Below are 15,993 nucleotides of genomic sequence, written 5' to 3'. Positions count from 1 at the left end.
GTCCGTTTCACGTGAAACAAAGCAAAGCTATGTGCCCAGATACACGGGAGGGTTGGCTTGATCCGAGGGGTTCTTATGCCGGAAGGCTGACCGGCTAGGACGGAAGTAATGCGCGTGTTGGGTGATTTCACGCGTGCGGACAACTAAGCCAGCGTTGCGGATGTGGTCCCGCAGGACTTTTCAGCAGACCGGAAATGCGCCGCAGATAGTGGTTCGCATCGAACAGCCTGGAACTTCTTTCACGGCTGGGCACGCCCCTAGGCGAACAGCCCAGGGTAAGGTGACGCACGTGGTTACGGCTGTGGGGATGAATCTCTGGTGACCAGCGGAAGGCCACCACCTCGATCGCTTGTACTCATCCTGTGCGGGCCGCCCGAAACGCCGGGTTGTCGTAGTCCGGTCGACATCATGCTCAGTAATCAGTAGGGCGCCGCTGTGCTGTTGCGGCTGCCGATAGAGGCATTCTCGACTGTTGTCACACGTGAGTGCCGACCGCCTGCGGAAACCGCGGGTATGAAGGAGCGTGGCCACGCATACTGTCCGTGAATCTGCAACCAGCTGAAACCCAAGCTCCGATACGAACCGCTCAGCTTCGATGCATGCTGGCCGAGGACCGCTCGATGTCCATGTCCGTTCTGGGGGAGGCTGCCGGAGGATGGGATCGCGCCGTTTCACGTGAAACAGAATCGCTTGGGACTCCAGGATCTTTGCCATGAGTGATGCCCGCAGAACAGAATTCTGCGCCGAGCTATAGTGAGATCGCGTCTCACCAGATGTTTGGTCTCACCAGATGTTTGAAGGCTCAGGGTTTGAACCGACTTGGTAAGCGGGAGAACACGAAATGGCGGTCCAGCTGCTCGATCGCCCTTTGCTTTGACTATGCAAGCCTGCCATCCCCTGCTGGCGGGAAGAGGCAGGAATCCGACTTACGCGTGCCTCGCCAGCGTTCGAGGTGGCAATCTCCCGGGCCATCGCGCGCTAGGACGGAATGGGAAGGAAAGTCGTCGCGAGAGAATCTTGAAGCACCCTGTCGTGTTGAATACAGAGGCCTATGTCTCGGGCTCTTGCTGAGGGTCATTGTTTTGATTATGACCAAAGGATCAGACGTACATTGGTCGCCTTGCGGCGGCGGGTGCTGCTCCTTACGTTGACCTAGGGGCGGCACCATCAAGGTAGTTACTCGTGCACCCGGACGGTGGATAACACTGTGGATAACTCTGTGGATACTCGGAGGGCCACCTGTGGATGTGACGGTCCTCCCATATAGACACTTGGTGCGAGACCTGAGGCAAAGCGAGTGCCAGGGTGGTACGTGCTCCCAGCATGTCACGTGAAACGGACGGCCTGCTGACGCACATCACGGGAGTCCGGGTAACGGGAGCGATTTAAAGGTGGCAGCCGCCTAATCCGGTTTATTTTCGCGCGTTTTACGGCTGCGGAGATGTGCTCGCTGAGCCAACTGGTGATTCCCCTTCGGCTAACGGCTTGGCCCTTGAGTGTCAGGGCTAACCGCAGTCCTTGCTCGTGGCAGCGGTGACGTCGGCCATGGCGCGACAGCTTGTGGATAACTATGTGGATAAGCTTCAAGCTATGGTGTGGATAACGTGGGGATAACTGGCGGACCTGGAGTGGCTAGGCGACTTGAACAGGGACTACTCCCGGGGACTTAAAGGTCCTCCTGGACTAGCCCAGCGGACCGCGCGAGCCGCTGATCCCCTTCAGGCGTTCCCTTACCGACGAGTGGTTCCATCGGCGGCATCGCGACAGATCGTCCAGCTTAGCTGCCGACATTGACATGCCTGCCAGGGCGGCACCTTACCCACGCACTGCACCTAGACAAGATGTCCCCCAAACAACGCGTTAGGTAGACAAGTTAGCGACTCGGCACCGGCCTCGGCTAACTCCTTCTTTGTCTCGTGGCGCACGGGTGCCGATGCTCTCGTTGGATCGAATACGGCACGGCTCCCCATCGGACTCGTGGAATCGGATTGACATGGGAATTGGTGGCTCGAGTGCTGAGAGCACCGTGTCTTATTCCCCGCCCATCGCGTCATGGCCCACAATGCCGAGCAGCAGTATCCGGGCGCCTCATGAACGCTGCCTCCTACGTCGGCTGGTGTGATCGGCCAGGTAGGTGTTCACTCACGGGGAACAGCTGCGTCCCACGGGTCCAGAAGATGCTACGCCGCTCTTGTCTGATTTGCCTTGCTAATGGCGATTTGAAGTCAGGAGCGCGTAGTGCCATCAGCCTGTGTGTTTCCGTCTGCACCAGCTGAAGCGGGAGCGGCCCCGTCCCACCGACGGGTGCGGCCGTTGCCTTCGGCAACAGACCGTCTTGCCACGTGCCGCCCCGACGGCCCAGTAGGCAAACGGTTGTTCCTGTTTCACGTGAAACAGGAACGAGACCGGGGCAGCCCGGACGTTGGAAGGTCAGGAGCGGGGAGGTCGAGTTCGATTCTCGTGCTAGGAGGATTGGAGTAGGAGTTGTGACTTTCGCCCATCACGGGAAGCGTTAGTACTGACCGAGCCGCAACGTTCCTCTGCTACGACCGCTGCGCGGCCAAAAGGTGCACGTTCCTATCTTGATACCTATAACAAGCCGCCCGAGGCTTTCTGCTTCCTGCTCTGAGGCCTTCGTCTCCTGCCACTGCTCGCATTGTTATCCGCTGCTCCGGTCAGTGTATGAGCAGTGTATGAGCATCGGGATCTTTGCCGGTAGATGCTACCTGACTGTCCTATTGCAGGGAGTCATTTTCTTTCCATGGCGAGCCTCGTACTTGATAGCTGCCGCCAGGCTCGGGCGGTGAACTAAGGATGCAAGGCCGCGACACGTGCCAGGTTTCGGTGGCTGGCTTCATTCTCTATCTCGGCTAGGGATCCGATCCCCGCAGATCTGATGTCTCCTGTTCGGGGCGCAGCCCAGTACCGGACCTTGGCCTTGGCCGGAAACGCCTACTTTTGGAGACACCCAAGATGTCGGGGAACCTGTCAGTTCGACCTCCGGTCTGAGAGTTAGTAGTTATACGCGGCCTTGCGGGCTAGGGGCCGGTTTAGAGCTAAGCCCTAGGGATGAAACTGTTTCACGTGAAACAAGTCGGCAACTACGCTGATTCCTTCGCTACTCCTCCTGTCACGACAGTTAGTCCGCGCGGAAGTAGTCAGCACGAAAGTAGTCAGCGCTAAAGTAGACGCGCTAAAGAATTACGGGTGCCACCAGGCGGTTTGTACCTCCAGAATTCCCCCGGCTCTCGCTTGCCAAGGCACGTCAGCCATGAGTGGGGCTTGCGATGCCTCGCCGCCGTGTCCAAGGGCTGCCTCCGCCACACATTTCGCTGCTCCTTCTCTGCAAACCAGGGTGGCCAAGTAGAGGATGGAAAGGCAGGCGTCCGGCTCATGCTGGCTGCTATTGAGTTTTGAGCGAGCGGATTAAGGGGAAACCAGGTCCTGCTATCCATGGCCTCCGTGCGCCTGCTCCGGACCTTCGAAGTGCTGGTAGCTTAAGCAGCTCCGAACGCAGTGGCGATGGGTATCCTCGAAGGTTAGGAAGTGGTCGCTGTCCCGAAAGAGAGGAAGGAGTAGGGGGCTCGAAGCGTGGATTCCGTTGAGAGTTCGACTGAAGATGTGCGTTCGTGCTTCCTGCAGGCACCACTGCGAAACGCAGGCGGGAGACGGCTGGCAGAAGGTCTCTCTTGAATACGCCAAAACCTCCCCCTGTTTCACGTGAAACGTCCATCCTCTACGGCCGAAGGAGGCGCACGAACTGCCGGCCGGCGCACGCGGGTAGCGGCGCTCGGGTGAACACAAAAGGGTGGCCACCGCTTACGAAAGCAGTGGCCACCCTTTTATTGTTGCTGGACCTCCAACAACAGAGGCTCTCAAGAGAGAACGTCAGCAAATTCCTTCTCGAAGAACTGCTTCGGCTTCGCTCCAATGACGGTGCTCTTCACTTCGCCACCCTGGAACAGGTAAACGGCAGGAATAGATGTGATCCCGTATTCGGCTGCAATAGCAGGGTTGTCGTCAACATTCAGTTTCACGACATCAACCTTCTCGCTGTACTCAACGGAGATCTCGTCGAGGATAGGACCAAGCTTGCGGCAGGGACCGCACCATTCTGCCCAGAAATCAACGATAACCGGCTTGTCAGAGGACAGTACGTCCGTGCCGAAACTTGCGTCTGTTACATCTTTTGCGTTGCTCATAACCTTGTCTCTCTCTTCGAATCGTTAAAGGGCTTGTGCGGGCAGGTCTGCGAGGTAGTGCTCAACATCGATGGCTGCTACACAACCCGAACCCGACGCGGTGATGGCTTGGCGGTAAGTCGGATCCACGACGTCGCCGGCAGCAAAGACACCGGGCAGGCTCGTCTTGGAGCTCCTCCCCTGGACGGCAATGGTGCCCTCGGGGGTCAACTCCAGGACGTCCTTGACCAGGTCGGTCCGGGGGTCGTTACCGATAGCCACGAAAACACCCGTGACCGCGAGATCTGAAACTGAACCGTCAATGAGGTTCTTCAACTTCAAGCCGGTGACTTTGTTTTCACCGATGACGTCATCAACCGTGCTGTTCCAGATAAAGTTGATCTTCTCGTGCGCCAGTGCCCGATCGGCCATAATCTTGGATGCCTTCAGGGAATCGCGGCGATGAACAACCGTTACCGATTTCGCAAACTTGGTCAGGAACAACGCCTCTTCCATGGCGGAGTCTCCCCCACCGATTACTGCAATGTCCTGGTCCTTGAAGAAGAAACCGTCACAGGTTGCACACCAGCTGACGCCGTGTCCTGAGAGCCGTTTCTCATTGGGCAGGCCAAGCTCACGGTAGGCAGAGCCGGTGGAGAGAATCACAGCCTTTGCCTGGAAAGTTTCACCCGTGGCGATGGTGACCTTCTTGACAGGTCCTTCCAGCTGGAGCGACGTGACGTCTTCGAACTGGATCTCCGTGCCGAAGCGTGCTGCCTGCTTCTCGAAGTTCTCCATCAGGTCCGGTCCCATGATGCCTTCCGGGAATCCCGGGAAGTTCTCCACGTCAGTGGTGTTCATCAGTTCACCGCCGGCGGTGACGGAACCTGCCAGCATAAGGGGCTTCAGGTTGGCGCGGGCAGTGTAGACAGCTGCCGTGTAACCGGCCGGGCCGGAGCCGACGATGATGACATCACGTACGTCCGACGCGGTGTTTTCTGCGATGGTCACTGGACGGTGAACCTCTTCCTTATTAGACGCGCCCGCCTTGGAGGCCGGCCACATGGCACAACTGATACTGCTGGCTGAATATTCCGGCGCCCAAACACGGACGAATACCGGCAGTCAGCACTATGCCCACTCCGTTAGGCGCTCTTTCCAGACTACCGTCCCGCGGCGAAGGCAAAGTGCGGCCGTCCATTCAGCCCGGCCGCCGTGCCTTCACCGGACCGACTCGAGGAGGCCAGCCGGGGAGCAGCCGAAGTTACTGGACCTTGATCTCTGCCAGCCGAAGGCCGTAACCATAACGCGTCTTGGGAGCGGCGAGCCGCGGAAGCGCGTTGATCGAAACGATCACGTACTGTGCCTGCACAGGCTCCGCCAGCGGGATGTTCAGGTCCGTGGAGGTGAAGCTGTTCGTTCCCACTGCCTTGGCCCCGTCAGTGGAGGGCCGATCGTTCGTGTACACGGTGATGTTTCCACCGGAGCCGCCAAGCTGTGAAAGCGTGATGGACGAGACCTTGGCAGGGGCCTTCAGCTTCACCACGAGAGGCACACCCTGAGGCGCGAGCCCACCCCAGTTTTCGGTGGCAAATTCCATGTCCGACCAGTAGCTCGCAGCGTTACCGTCGTAGGCCTTCACCAAGTCACCGTCGAACGTGGCGGCAAAGTCGAAGTCACCTTGGCGGCTGACTGCCTCTATGGCGGGCAGGACAGCAGCCGGCGCGGAGGTAGGCGCCTGGGTCGCTGCAGAGGACCCTTCGGGGGCACTGCTGTTCGTGGCAGCAGCAGTCGGGTTGGCCTGCGGCGAAGGCAACAGGCTGCCAAGATTGGTCACGGCGAAAACAAGGCCGGCAATCAGGACCACGGCCAGGAGCCCGCCCACCAGCCAGCGCATGGAGCGGGGTTCACGCTCAGGGGCAGCCTCGTCGTCGTCATCGTAGCCGCCCTGACCGGCGTAGGAGGCCCCAGAAACAGGGCCTGAAGCAGCGGCGGGGGCTGCTGACCGCGCTAAGACGGAAGATTTTTTCTTGGCGGGCCGAGGTTCTTCTTCTGCCAAAGTGTCTTCATACAGGTCCTGGTCACCGGTATTGGCGTAGTCGTCCTCGGACCACAGGGAAACCTTCGGCTTACCGGACCCGGGCGCATTCTCCTGGCTCTTCGGGCTGGAATCGGAGCTGGCAGTAGCAGGCTCCCCGGACTGCAGTGACGACCCATTGGGACGCGCCGAACCGCTCAAAGCGGCGGCGCCCGCACCGGCACCACCGGCTGCCCCATCCAAAGCGGAGCCACCCAAAGCGGAGGAACCGGAGGGCTTGCGTCCGACGGCGGGCGTCCCCGCAGGACGTGCCGGCGGCTTGGGCGGCGCAACGGGCGCGCTACGGTAAGGATCAACCTGGCTGGGATGCGTAGCCGAGTAACTGATGTAGCCGGCGTCAACATTCTCGTCGTCGTCATCGTAGGGCTCGGGTTCATGGGACCGGGGCTGCCCGAAAATTTCGCTGCCCAGGGTGTCCGTGAAGAATGGCTCCACATACGGAGGGTTGGAGGCCACCACGAGATCCAGCAGGTCCGCCGCAGACGTGTGGTTGGTGATGAGGTATGTTGCCGCCGCGGTGACGCCAAGGTCCAAGACCTGGACAGTGCCGGGACGCTCCCCGGTGGCAACCTCGCGGGCACTCTGGGCAACCTGCTCTGTGTTGTCGGGTCCGGCAACCAGGATGCTGACCGGACGGTTAAGTACCTGGTCCACACCATCCAGCACCAGATCGTGGTCGTGCGAGGCCAATACGGTGGCTGTGACCTTGTAACGGCCGCCCAGTACTGATCCGACATCGATCGGGTTGGACACGTGTTCCTCCTAGACTGTCCGGTATTGCCGGCTTGGATGACGCAACCACCGTTCAGAGGCCGGCGCGAGGCCGACCCTTGAATGCAACTACCCCTGTTCCCTTTCGATCCTAGCCGATTGAGCCCAGCGGACCGTGGACGAAGGCAGCGCCAGACCGCCGCAGCATCACTTTTTTCGTGGCCGCCTCGGCTTGAAGTGTGGGTTCTCCCCGGCCTTTCCTTGGAAGGTCCGGCGGCCGGGGAGCGGGATCTGCTCACGCAGCAAGCCGCCCCTTGCGGTACTGGGCTGGTCCTCACCGGGGAGGTACCCGCCGTCGGACTGGCCTGCGCCGCCGTCGTCTGGCTTCTGCGGAGCGGGCTGTTGAGCGGGGCCGGCACGGAAGGAAGCGGCATCGAATTCGCCCGAAATCCGGGGAATGAGGCCGGTGTCCACAGAGGTGGTGGCGCGTTCGGGCGCAGGTGGTTGGCGGTCGCCGGTGGGCCCACCAGCTGAAGAGTCCGACGGCGGCTCCCCGCCTTCAGCGGAAGGTGCGGCCGGTCCTCCGCGCCCCAGCCGTCCCATCAGGGGCCCGAGCAGGTCCCGCAGTTCAGACACCCGGAACAACTTGAGCAGGAAGAAGTAGGCCACCAGCATGACGGGGCCCGCTACGATCACCGTGATCAGCGCCGTGATCCGGTCCTGCCAGGCGAAACCGGCCGGGCTGTAGCTGCCCATGAGCCAGAGCGCGCCCGCGCCCGCAATGGCGGAACCCAACGCTGCGTAGCCCATGCGGATGTAGGAGTTGGCGATCCGTGGCCCGTCCAGGTGGCCCAGGAGGCGCCGCAGGAAGAACGCGCTGATGACCACCGAAAGGATGTTGCCCACCATGTACAGGACAGCGATGGCGTAAATGATCTGGGTGACGGGCAGGAACTGGATGGCAAACGCCCCGGCCACGTAAACAACGGCGAGCAGCAGCTGGACGTAGAACGGTGTGCGCGCGTCCTCGTTGGCGTAGAACACCCGGGACATCATGAAGTTGGCGCTCATGAACGGGGTGCTGAGCGCGAGGATGGTCAAGGTCTGGGCCAGCATGACGCCGTCCTGGCGAAGTCCTCCCGAGAAGAACATGCCCAGCGGGCCGGCCAGGGCAAACAGGGCCAGGGCACCAAAAACGGTGGCAACGGCCATGGTGCGCAGCCCGTGTGAGAGCGCATCCCGCAGCTCGTCCCGGTTGCCGTCCTGCGATGCCCTGGTCATCCGGTTGAACAGCACCGTGGCGAGGGACAGCGCAATGATGGAGTGCGGCAGCAGGTACAGCTGGCTGGCCACTTCCAGCACCGCGTTGCCCGGCAGCATCTCCGCCGCCGGGTCGCCCGCCTGCTTCAGCCGGAGGCGTTCGGCACCGGGGATGGTGGCGATGCGCATGACGTACAGGAAGGCGAGCTGCCCGACGGCGGCCGTCAGCAGGGTCCAGACGCTCAGCTTGGCTGCCCGGCCCAGTCCCACGCCGCGCCAGCCGAACCGCGGCCGGAGCCCCAGCTTCAACCGGATCACCGGGATCATCAGGATGGCGGTCTGCGAGACAACCCCAATGGTGGAGAACCCTGCAACGAACAGGGTTTGCGTCTCGCCCCAATTGTCCAGGGTATGTGGACTGAACTCGTTGGTGCCGAAGATCCAGATGAACATGCCCAGCCCGGCGATGGCCACCACGTTGTTGAGGATGGGCGCCCACATGGCAGGACCAAACGCGCCGTTGGCGTTCAGGACCTGGGTGAGGAGGGCGTACAGGCCGTAGAAGAAGATCTGGGGCAGGCACCAGAAGGCGAACGTTACGGCCAGTGCTTTCTGCTGCGGCGAGTACCCCTGCGTGGTGAGTTCGATGACCCACGGCGCAGCCAGCGTCACCAGCGCAGTCAGCCCCAGCAGGAGCAGGACCGCCAGCGTCAGGAGCCGGCTGATGTAGTCCGCTCCCCTGTCCGGAGCCTTGCTTGCCTTGATGATCTGGGGCACCAGCACGGCGTTGAACACGCCGCCGGCCACCAGCAGGAAAATCAGGTTGGGCAGGTTGTTGGCGTTGATGAACGTGTCATTGACGGTGGAGCCGAGGCCCAGGGCCGTGCCAAGCATCCAGGTCTTTCCGAAACCCAGGAAACGCGACACCAGTGTCCCCGCGGCCATGATGGCGCTGGAGCGGGTTTCACTCGCGCCTGGAGGGGCGGGCTGGGCAACGTCCGGCGCGGCCGGTTCCGGTGGAACGCCGTCGGGCGCGGCGTCGTCGGGCCGGCTGGACCTGTCGGAAGGGAAGTTGGAAGCTGACATCGAGTTCATCGTCTCACCCGCAGCAGCCAATTACGGCACTGCAGGGGCCGGCGGTGCGGCCCTAAAGGTGTTCGGGAAGGACTTCCCGGGCGAGGTCGGCGATCCGGCGCTCATTGGGAAAGGACAGTTTGCGGGCGAGTTCCTGGATGGGAACCCATGCCACATCCACCGCTTCCTGGTCCGGATCGTTCTCGATGGTGAGCTCGCCGCCTGTGGCCCGGAGGAGGTAGTGGTGAACCGTCTTGTGGACCCGGTGGCCGCTGACGGTAAACCAGTAGTCAATGCTTCCCAGCGGCGCCAGGATGTCTCCTTCGATGCCCGTTTCCTCGGCAATCTCGCGGACCGCGGCCTGCTCGTTGTTTTCCTTGCCCTCCGGATGCCCCTTGGGCAGGCACCATTCCAAACGCCCGCCGCGATTAAGGCGGGCGATGATCGCCACCCTCAGTCCGGCGTCGGACGTGTCCACCACGACGCCGCCGGCGGAGACTTCCTCGACGGTAGGCAGCGAGGCCGGTGCCGAATGCTGGGCAGGCGCGACGTGCGCACCGATTGCCGACGGCAACGGTGCGTTTGTCCTCCTGCCTGGAGCGCTCGGTACGGGATGGGCCATGGAGTCCACTCTAACGACTGTTGCCCGTTCGTGATGACCGGAACATGACATCAACATGGACGGCATATGACGCGCTTTGCCGGGGGCGGACGGAATCAACAGGATCTTGACAGTATTTTGGCCTGCGGTGCCGCTGGTTTCTGACAAGCTTAAGTAACTATGGCGCACGCACATCACAAGACTGAATCCCACACCGTCGATTTCCAGGTGGACCCGGTGGTCCTGGAGCTCGGCCAGCGCTTTGTGGACGCCGGCCATGAACTGTCGCTGGTGGGCGGTCCGGTGCGTGACCTTTTCCTGGGCAGGACCTCCCCCGATCTGGACTTCACCACCGACGCCACCCCCGACCAGACGGTGGCCCTTATTAAGAGGTGGGCGGACAACTACTGGGAGATCGGCCGCGCCTTCGGCACCATCGGCATGCGCAAGGCCGGATTCCAGATCGAGATCACCACTTACCGGGCCGAGGCGTACGATCCTGAGTCCCGCAAACCTGTGGTGGCCTTCGGCTCCTCCTTGACTGACGACCTGCTCCGGCGCGACTTCACCATCAACGCCATGGCCCTCAAGCTGCCGGCCCTGGAACTGGTGGACCCGTTCGGCGGCGTGAAGCACCTGCACGCCTCCGTCCTGGCCACGCCCGGCGCCCCGGAAGCGTCCTTCTCCGACGATCCCCTGCGGATGATGCGCGCGGCACGGTTCGCGGCGCAGCTGGGCGTCTCCGTCCACGACGACGTGCGGCAGGCCATGACGCAGATGGCTGAGCGGATCACCATCATCTCCGCGGAGCGGGTGCGCGACGAACTGGTCAAGCTCATCTGCGGGGACCGGCCCCGGGCGGGCATCGACCTGCTGGTGGAAACAGGCCTGGCGGAATTCGTGCTGCCCGAAGTCTCCGCCCTGCGGCTCGAAGCGGACGAACACCACCGCCACAAGGACGTCTACCAGCACTCGCTCCAGGTGCTGGAGCAGGCGGCGGAGCTCGAAACGGACGCCGAGGGGCCTGTGCCCGGGCCGGACTTTGTGCTGCGCTTCGCAGCATTGATGCACGACGTCGGCAAGCCGGCTACGCGGCGCTTCGAGCCGGGCGGCGCGGTGAGCTTCCGCCATCACGACATGGTGGGTGCCAAGCTCACCACGAAGAGGATGAAGAAGCTGCGGTTCGACAACGACTCCATCAAGGCCGTAGCCCGGCTGGTCGAACTCCACATGCGCTTCTACGGCTACGGAGAGGCAGGCTGGAGCGATTCGGCAGTCCGCCGCTACGTCACCGATGCCGGGCCGCTGCTGGAACGGCTGCACCGGCTGACCCGCTCCGACGTCACCACCCGCAACCAGCGGAAGGCCGAACGACTGGCCTTCGCCTACGACGACCTCGAGGCCCGGATCGCCGCCCTCCGGGAACAGGAATCGCTGGATGCAGTCCGCCCCGACCTGGACGGCGCCCGCATCATGGCCCTGCTGGACCTTAAGCCGGGTCCGGTGGTGGGCCGGGCCTACAAGTTCCTGCTCAACGAGCGGATGGAGCACGGACCGCTGCCCGTGGAGGAAGCGGAGGCCAGGCTCCTTCGCTGGTGGGCCGGACAGCCTGAAGCAGCACCTGCCGGAACCGGGGCTGGAACCTCTCCTGACGCCGTCGACCTTTCCCCTAAGGAGTCCAAGTGACCAATCCTGCCCTTGCCCCCCGCCCCCAGCTCTGGATCCTGCGCCACGGCGAGACCGAGTGGTCCAAGAGCGGGCAGTACACCGGACTCACTGACCTCCCCCTGACCGTGGAAGGCGAACAGCAGGCGGTGGAGGCCCGGAAGGTGCTGGATCCTGTCGACTTCGACCTGGTGCTGACATCTCCTTTGCGGCGGGCCCGGCGTACTGCCGAACTGGCAGGCTTCCCCGACGCCCAGCACGAGCCGCTCGCCGTCGAATGGAACTACGGTGACTATGAAGGCATCAGCTCGGACCTGATCCGCAAAGACAACCCGGATTACCTGATCTGGACGCATGGCGTGCCCAATGGTGAGACGCTCGACGAGGTAGCGGCCAGGGCGGACAAAATCATCGGCCGCGTGCTCGAATCGGGAATGGATAACGTGCTTATTGTTGCCCACGGGCACTTCTCGCGGATCCTGACGGCCCGCTGGCTTGAACTTCCACCCGCCGAAGGGCGGCACTTTATTCTCGGCACTGCCAAAGTGTGCACCCTGGGCTGGGATAAGAGGACTCCGGCAATTGTCCGTTGGGGCCTTTAGGAAGCATTTCTGAATGTTTTTGAAAAGTATTGCGAATAGGTAGCCACGCGCCGTAATGGTGGTGTAGTTTTATTCCTGACCCCAGAGCCTCTTGCCGGGGTCACGGCGCACGTTCGCTCAGCGGTCAGCTTGAGTAACGGCAGAGCAGAAAAGGAGGTTGGGAAAATGATTACTTTGACTGGCGGATGGAAGACGACCATCACCGCACCCCCGGCCCCTGATGCTTTTGCGCGCCCGTTTAGGGGTCATGCAGGCTCCTAGCCTTCGCCTTTCCTGCCGGCACTGAAACCGGCGGCGGCGCGGCGGCAGTTGTGGGCCCAGGTGCCAGTACCTTTTGCCTCCACTGCATCCATCACGGGATAAGTCTCTTTAGCCCGGATAATTGCTTTTCGGCACCCTTCGGCTTTTGGGCTTTAGGGGTATTTCCCTGCGCATAACTCGTCGCGCATAAACTATCTTGCCTATTGCGGTATATTCCTGCGCCCAAATTTGCCACACCTGCGGTACGAGGAGGGCTCAATTGTCGCGCCCATTGCGTGGGCCAATCAATCCGAAAGGAGGTGACCACAATGATAAAGAAACTTCAACAGCTCCTGATTCCCCAACGAGGAAGGCGCAGGAGCCGCCGCCAATTCAACAGTCCACTGCTGGAGAAGCAGCGGGAAGACGTATTCGTCCTGATGCACCAGCAAATGGGCGGCCTGCGCTGACCCGCCGGCCGGTCCCGGGGAGAAACCGATGCAGCACTTCCATGCGGTACAGGAGCCCCCGCGGCGGCGCGTGGGCTCCTTGTCCCCGCTCTCCCAGAGCTGCTGCGGGCGACGGTAAGCTCGATGGCATGCAGGAGAACCAGCCGCCGGAGCATCGAGGGCGTTCCCGCCTGGTAGTCCCCAGCCGCAGCGATGTCCTCCTGCGCAACTTCACCGAAGTCATCGGCGGCCCCCTTGGATCACGTTCCGCGCCGGGCATTGTCTCGCCCGGGAGCTTCACCGTTGAACGCGTCCTGATCCTTCTGACGGTCATGGCTGCCCTCGCGGGGATCCTGGTCAAGGGTTATTGCCGGGTCAATGGCTGGGAATCCCCCACGCAGTTCTATGCCACCTGTTATTCGGACTTCCCCGATGTGTTCCGGAACCGGGGGCTGGCAGCGGGAACATTCCCCGTCCTCGGCTCCGGAAGCCAGTTCGAATACCCTGTCCTGACCGCCCTGATTGCCGGGGTAACGGCCTGGCTGGTCCCGGGGAGCGGAATATCGGAGGGGCGGGTGCTCGCCTACTTCGACATAAATGTCGCGCTCCTGGCGGCGGTCACCGTGGTAACGGTCCTGGCTACAGCCCGGATGACCAGCCGGCGGCCGTGGGATGCCGCCATGGTTGCCCTGGCCCCGGGCATCGTGCTGGCCGGCACCATCAACTGGGACATGTGGGCCGTAGCCATGCTCGCCCTGGGCATGTACTTCTTCTCGCGGCAACAGCCTGTGCTTGCCGGCGTCTTCATTGGACTGGGCGCGGCCATGAAGTTCTATCCGCTGCTGGTGCTGGGCGCCGTGCTGCTCCTTGCCCTCCGCACCGGACGGTTCCGTCCCTTCCTGGTCACGGCGGGGACAGCCGCCGCGTCCTGGCTGGCCGCCAATCTCCCCTTCGCCGCCGCCAACCCCGCCGGCTGGATCTACTTTTTCCAATTCAGCGCCGCCCGCGATGCCGGTTACGGCTCGCCCTGGTTCGCCTACAACCTCGTTGCAGCCCGGCTGCGGTGGACGGAGCTCAGCCCGGCCGCCGTCGACCTTTTGTCCCCTGGCCTCTTTGTGCTCTCCTGCGCGGCGATAGCCGCAGTCGCCCTCACTGCCCCGCGCCGGCCCCGCCTGGCCCAGCTTGCCTTCCTGATCGTGGCGGCGTTCATCCTCACCGGCAAGGTCTACTCACCGCAGTTTGTGGTGTGGCTGATCCCCCTGCTCGCGCTGGCACGGCCGCGATGGCGGGAATTTCTGGTCTGGCAGGGCATTGAAGGCCTGCATTGGGCAGCCGTGTGGATGTACCTTGGACAGGTGACCAGCGCAGGCTCTTCCCAGCACAACCTGGATATGCCCTACTACGTCCTGGCCGTGGCGGCGCACATGGCTGCGGTGGGCTACCTTATGCTGCGCGTGACACGGGACATCTACAACCCCGATTACGATCCCATCCGGCGGCATCACCTGGACGACCCCCATGGGGGCCCTTTCGCCGGCGCGCCTGACTGGTTCCGGTTGAGCCCCTGGAGCTCCTCCAGTTCGGTCCTTCCGTGGAAAGCAGGGGTCAATGCCTGACGTCGTGGTGGTGGGCGCGGGACCTAACGGACTCGCAGCCGCAGTTGTGATGGCACGGGCCGGCCTGTCGGTGGAAGTCTTCGAGGCTGGCTCCACGATCGGCGGAGGCACCCGCACCAGCGAACTGATGCAGCCCGGACACTTCCACGACGTCTGCTCGGCCGTGCATCCCATGGCAGTAGCGTCCCCGTTCTTCAAGGCCTTCGAACTTTTCCGCCGGGTCAACCTCATCACCCCCGACCTGTCCTACGCCACGCCCCTGGACGGTGGAAGGGCCGCCCTCGCCTACCGGTCGCTAGACAGGACGGCTGAGGGACTGGGCCGCGACGGCGATGCCTACCGGCGGTTGATGGCACCTATCGTCCAGCGCATCGACGACGTCATGGACTTCACCCAGAACCAGCTCCTCCGCCTCCCCCGCAACCCCTTGGCGGCGGGGATCTTCGGGCTCAGGACCCTGGAACAGGGGTCAGGACTGTGGAACGCCCGGTTCAAGGAAGAACTGGCACCCGCCTTGCTGTCCGGTGTTGCGGCCCATGCCATCTCCCATCAGCCGTCCCTCGCAGCTTCCGGCGGCGGGTTGATGCTGGGGGCGCTGGGACATGCCGGAGGCTGGCCAATTCCCGAAGGCGGATCAGCTTCCATTGCAGCAGCCATGGCCCAGGATCTCACTGCCCATGGAGGTGTCATCCACACCGATGCGCCGATCGACCGGCTCAACGACCTTCCCCCTGCACGTGCAACTTTGTTGAACGTTGCCCCGCAAGGGCTGCTGAACATGGCCGGCCATGCCCTTCCCACCCGCTACCGGGCAGCATTGGAGTCCTTCAGGTACGGGAACGGCTCATGCAAAGTGGACTTCATCCTTTCCGGGCCGGTGCCATGGGCTGCGCAGGAACTGGCCAACGCCGGAACTGTCCACGTTGGCGGCACCAGGGCAGAGGTTGCCCGGGCTGAGAACGAAGTCAGCTCCGGCAAGCACCCGGAACGGCCCTACGTGCTGGTGGCCCAGCAGTCCCGCTTCGACTCCAGCCGGGCCCCCGCCGGCCACCACACACTCTGGACCTACTGCCACGTTCCTGCCGGATCAACGAGGGACATGACGGAGGCCATAACAGCCCAGCTCGAGCGGTTTGCGCCGGGCTTCCGGGACCTGGTGGTGGAGTCCAGGGCCATCACCGCCGCAGGGCTGGCGGAGTACAACCGGAACTACGTGGGCGGGGACTTCAGCGCCGGAACCATGGACATGCTGAACCTTGTCCAGCGGCCCGTGGTGTCCCCGGCGCCTTGGCGAACGCCCTTACGCGGCGTCTACCTTTGCTCCTCCTCCACTCCTCCAGGGCCCGGGGTCACGGGCATGCCGGGGTACCATGCAGCGAGATATGCCCTTCAGGACATATTTGGCCGGCGTATCCCGTCACTGGCGCTGGACGCAGCCTAGTCCCCGCTTCGCCGCCCTGCACCCGGGCGATGGCAAGCGGGCGGCAAAAACCGGG

10 protein-coding genes are annotated in these 15,993 nt (G+C 62.8%); 5 read left to right on the top strand and 5 right to left on the bottom strand.

Translation table 11 applies throughout. The features are described 5' to 3' along the window. Positions 1 to 3,875: 3,875 nt before the first annotated feature. From trxA to FBY31_RS13500, 5 genes are all read right to left on the bottom strand, one after another. Complete coding sequence (trxA, locus tag FBY31_RS13520; protein ID WP_091419383.1) at positions 3,876 to 4,202, bottom strand: thioredoxin; 327 nt, start codon at positions 4,200 to 4,202, stop codon at positions 3,876 to 3,878. Between the two features lie 24 nt (positions 4,203 to 4,226). Beyond that, complete coding sequence (trxB, locus tag FBY31_RS13515) at positions 4,227 to 5,192, bottom strand: thioredoxin-disulfide reductase (protein WP_142041792.1); 966 nt, start codon at positions 5,190 to 5,192, stop codon at positions 4,227 to 4,229. A gap of 253 nt (positions 5,193 to 5,445) precedes the next feature. Then, entirely contained in the window at positions 5,446 to 7,032 is a 1,587-nt protein-coding gene (locus tag FBY31_RS13510; protein ID WP_142041789.1) for an ABC transporter substrate-binding protein, read from the bottom strand. A 165-nt stretch (positions 7,033 to 7,197) separates the two neighbouring features. Continuing rightward, positions 7,198 to 9,336: a murein biosynthesis integral membrane protein MurJ gene (gene murJ, locus FBY31_RS13505; RefSeq protein ID WP_142041786.1), complete on the bottom strand. Its 2,139-nt coding sequence runs from the start codon at positions 9,334 to 9,336 to the stop codon at positions 7,198 to 7,200. A 61-nt stretch (positions 9,337 to 9,397) separates the two neighbouring features. Then, positions 9,398 to 9,898, bottom strand: a complete 501-nt coding sequence (locus tag FBY31_RS13500; RefSeq protein ID WP_142045374.1) for an NUDIX hydrolase — start codon at positions 9,896 to 9,898, stop codon at positions 9,398 to 9,400. Positions 9,899 to 10,105: 207 nt separating this feature from the next. Between FBY31_RS13500 and FBY31_RS13495 the strand changes: the two genes are divergently transcribed. The 5 genes from FBY31_RS13495 to FBY31_RS13480 all read left to right on the top strand — a co-directional run bounded on the left by FBY31_RS13495 (position 10,106) and on the right by FBY31_RS13480 (position 15,938). Next, a complete protein-coding gene (locus FBY31_RS13495) occupies positions 10,106 to 11,611 on the top strand; it encodes a CCA tRNA nucleotidyltransferase (protein WP_142041783.1) in 1,506 nt (501 codons plus the stop codon). After that, the gene (locus tag FBY31_RS13490) at positions 11,608 to 12,192 is read left to right on the top strand and encodes a histidine phosphatase family protein (RefSeq protein ID WP_050057129.1); all 585 of its coding nucleotides are present in this window, start codon (positions 11,608 to 11,610) and stop codon (positions 12,190 to 12,192) included. The genes FBY31_RS13495 and FBY31_RS13490 overlap by 4 nt, the downstream gene beginning before the upstream one ends. A gap of 569 nt (positions 12,193 to 12,761) precedes the next feature. Continuing rightward, the gene (locus FBY31_RS22820; protein WP_160142466.1) at positions 12,762 to 12,902 is read left to right on the top strand and encodes a hypothetical protein; all 141 of its coding nucleotides are present in this window, start codon (positions 12,762 to 12,764) and stop codon (positions 12,900 to 12,902) included. Between the two features lie 128 nt (positions 12,903 to 13,030). Then, complete coding sequence (locus FBY31_RS13485; RefSeq protein WP_142041780.1) at positions 13,031 to 14,497, top strand: glycosyltransferase family 87 protein; 1,467 nt, start codon at positions 13,031 to 13,033, stop codon at positions 14,495 to 14,497. Further along, entirely contained in the window at positions 14,490 to 15,938 is a 1,449-nt protein-coding gene (locus FBY31_RS13480; RefSeq protein ID WP_142041777.1) for a phytoene desaturase family protein, read from the top strand. The genes FBY31_RS13485 and FBY31_RS13480 overlap by 8 nt, the downstream gene beginning before the upstream one ends. Positions 15,939 to 15,993: the final 55 nt, after the last annotated feature.

Source organism: Arthrobacter sp. SLBN-100 (assembly GCF_006715305.1).
In the GTDB taxonomy this organism is placed as follows: domain Bacteria; phylum Actinomycetota; class Actinomycetes; order Actinomycetales; family Micrococcaceae; genus Arthrobacter.
Note: the sequence above shows the minus strand (reverse complement) of the source record. Positions and strands in the feature narration are given on the sequence as shown.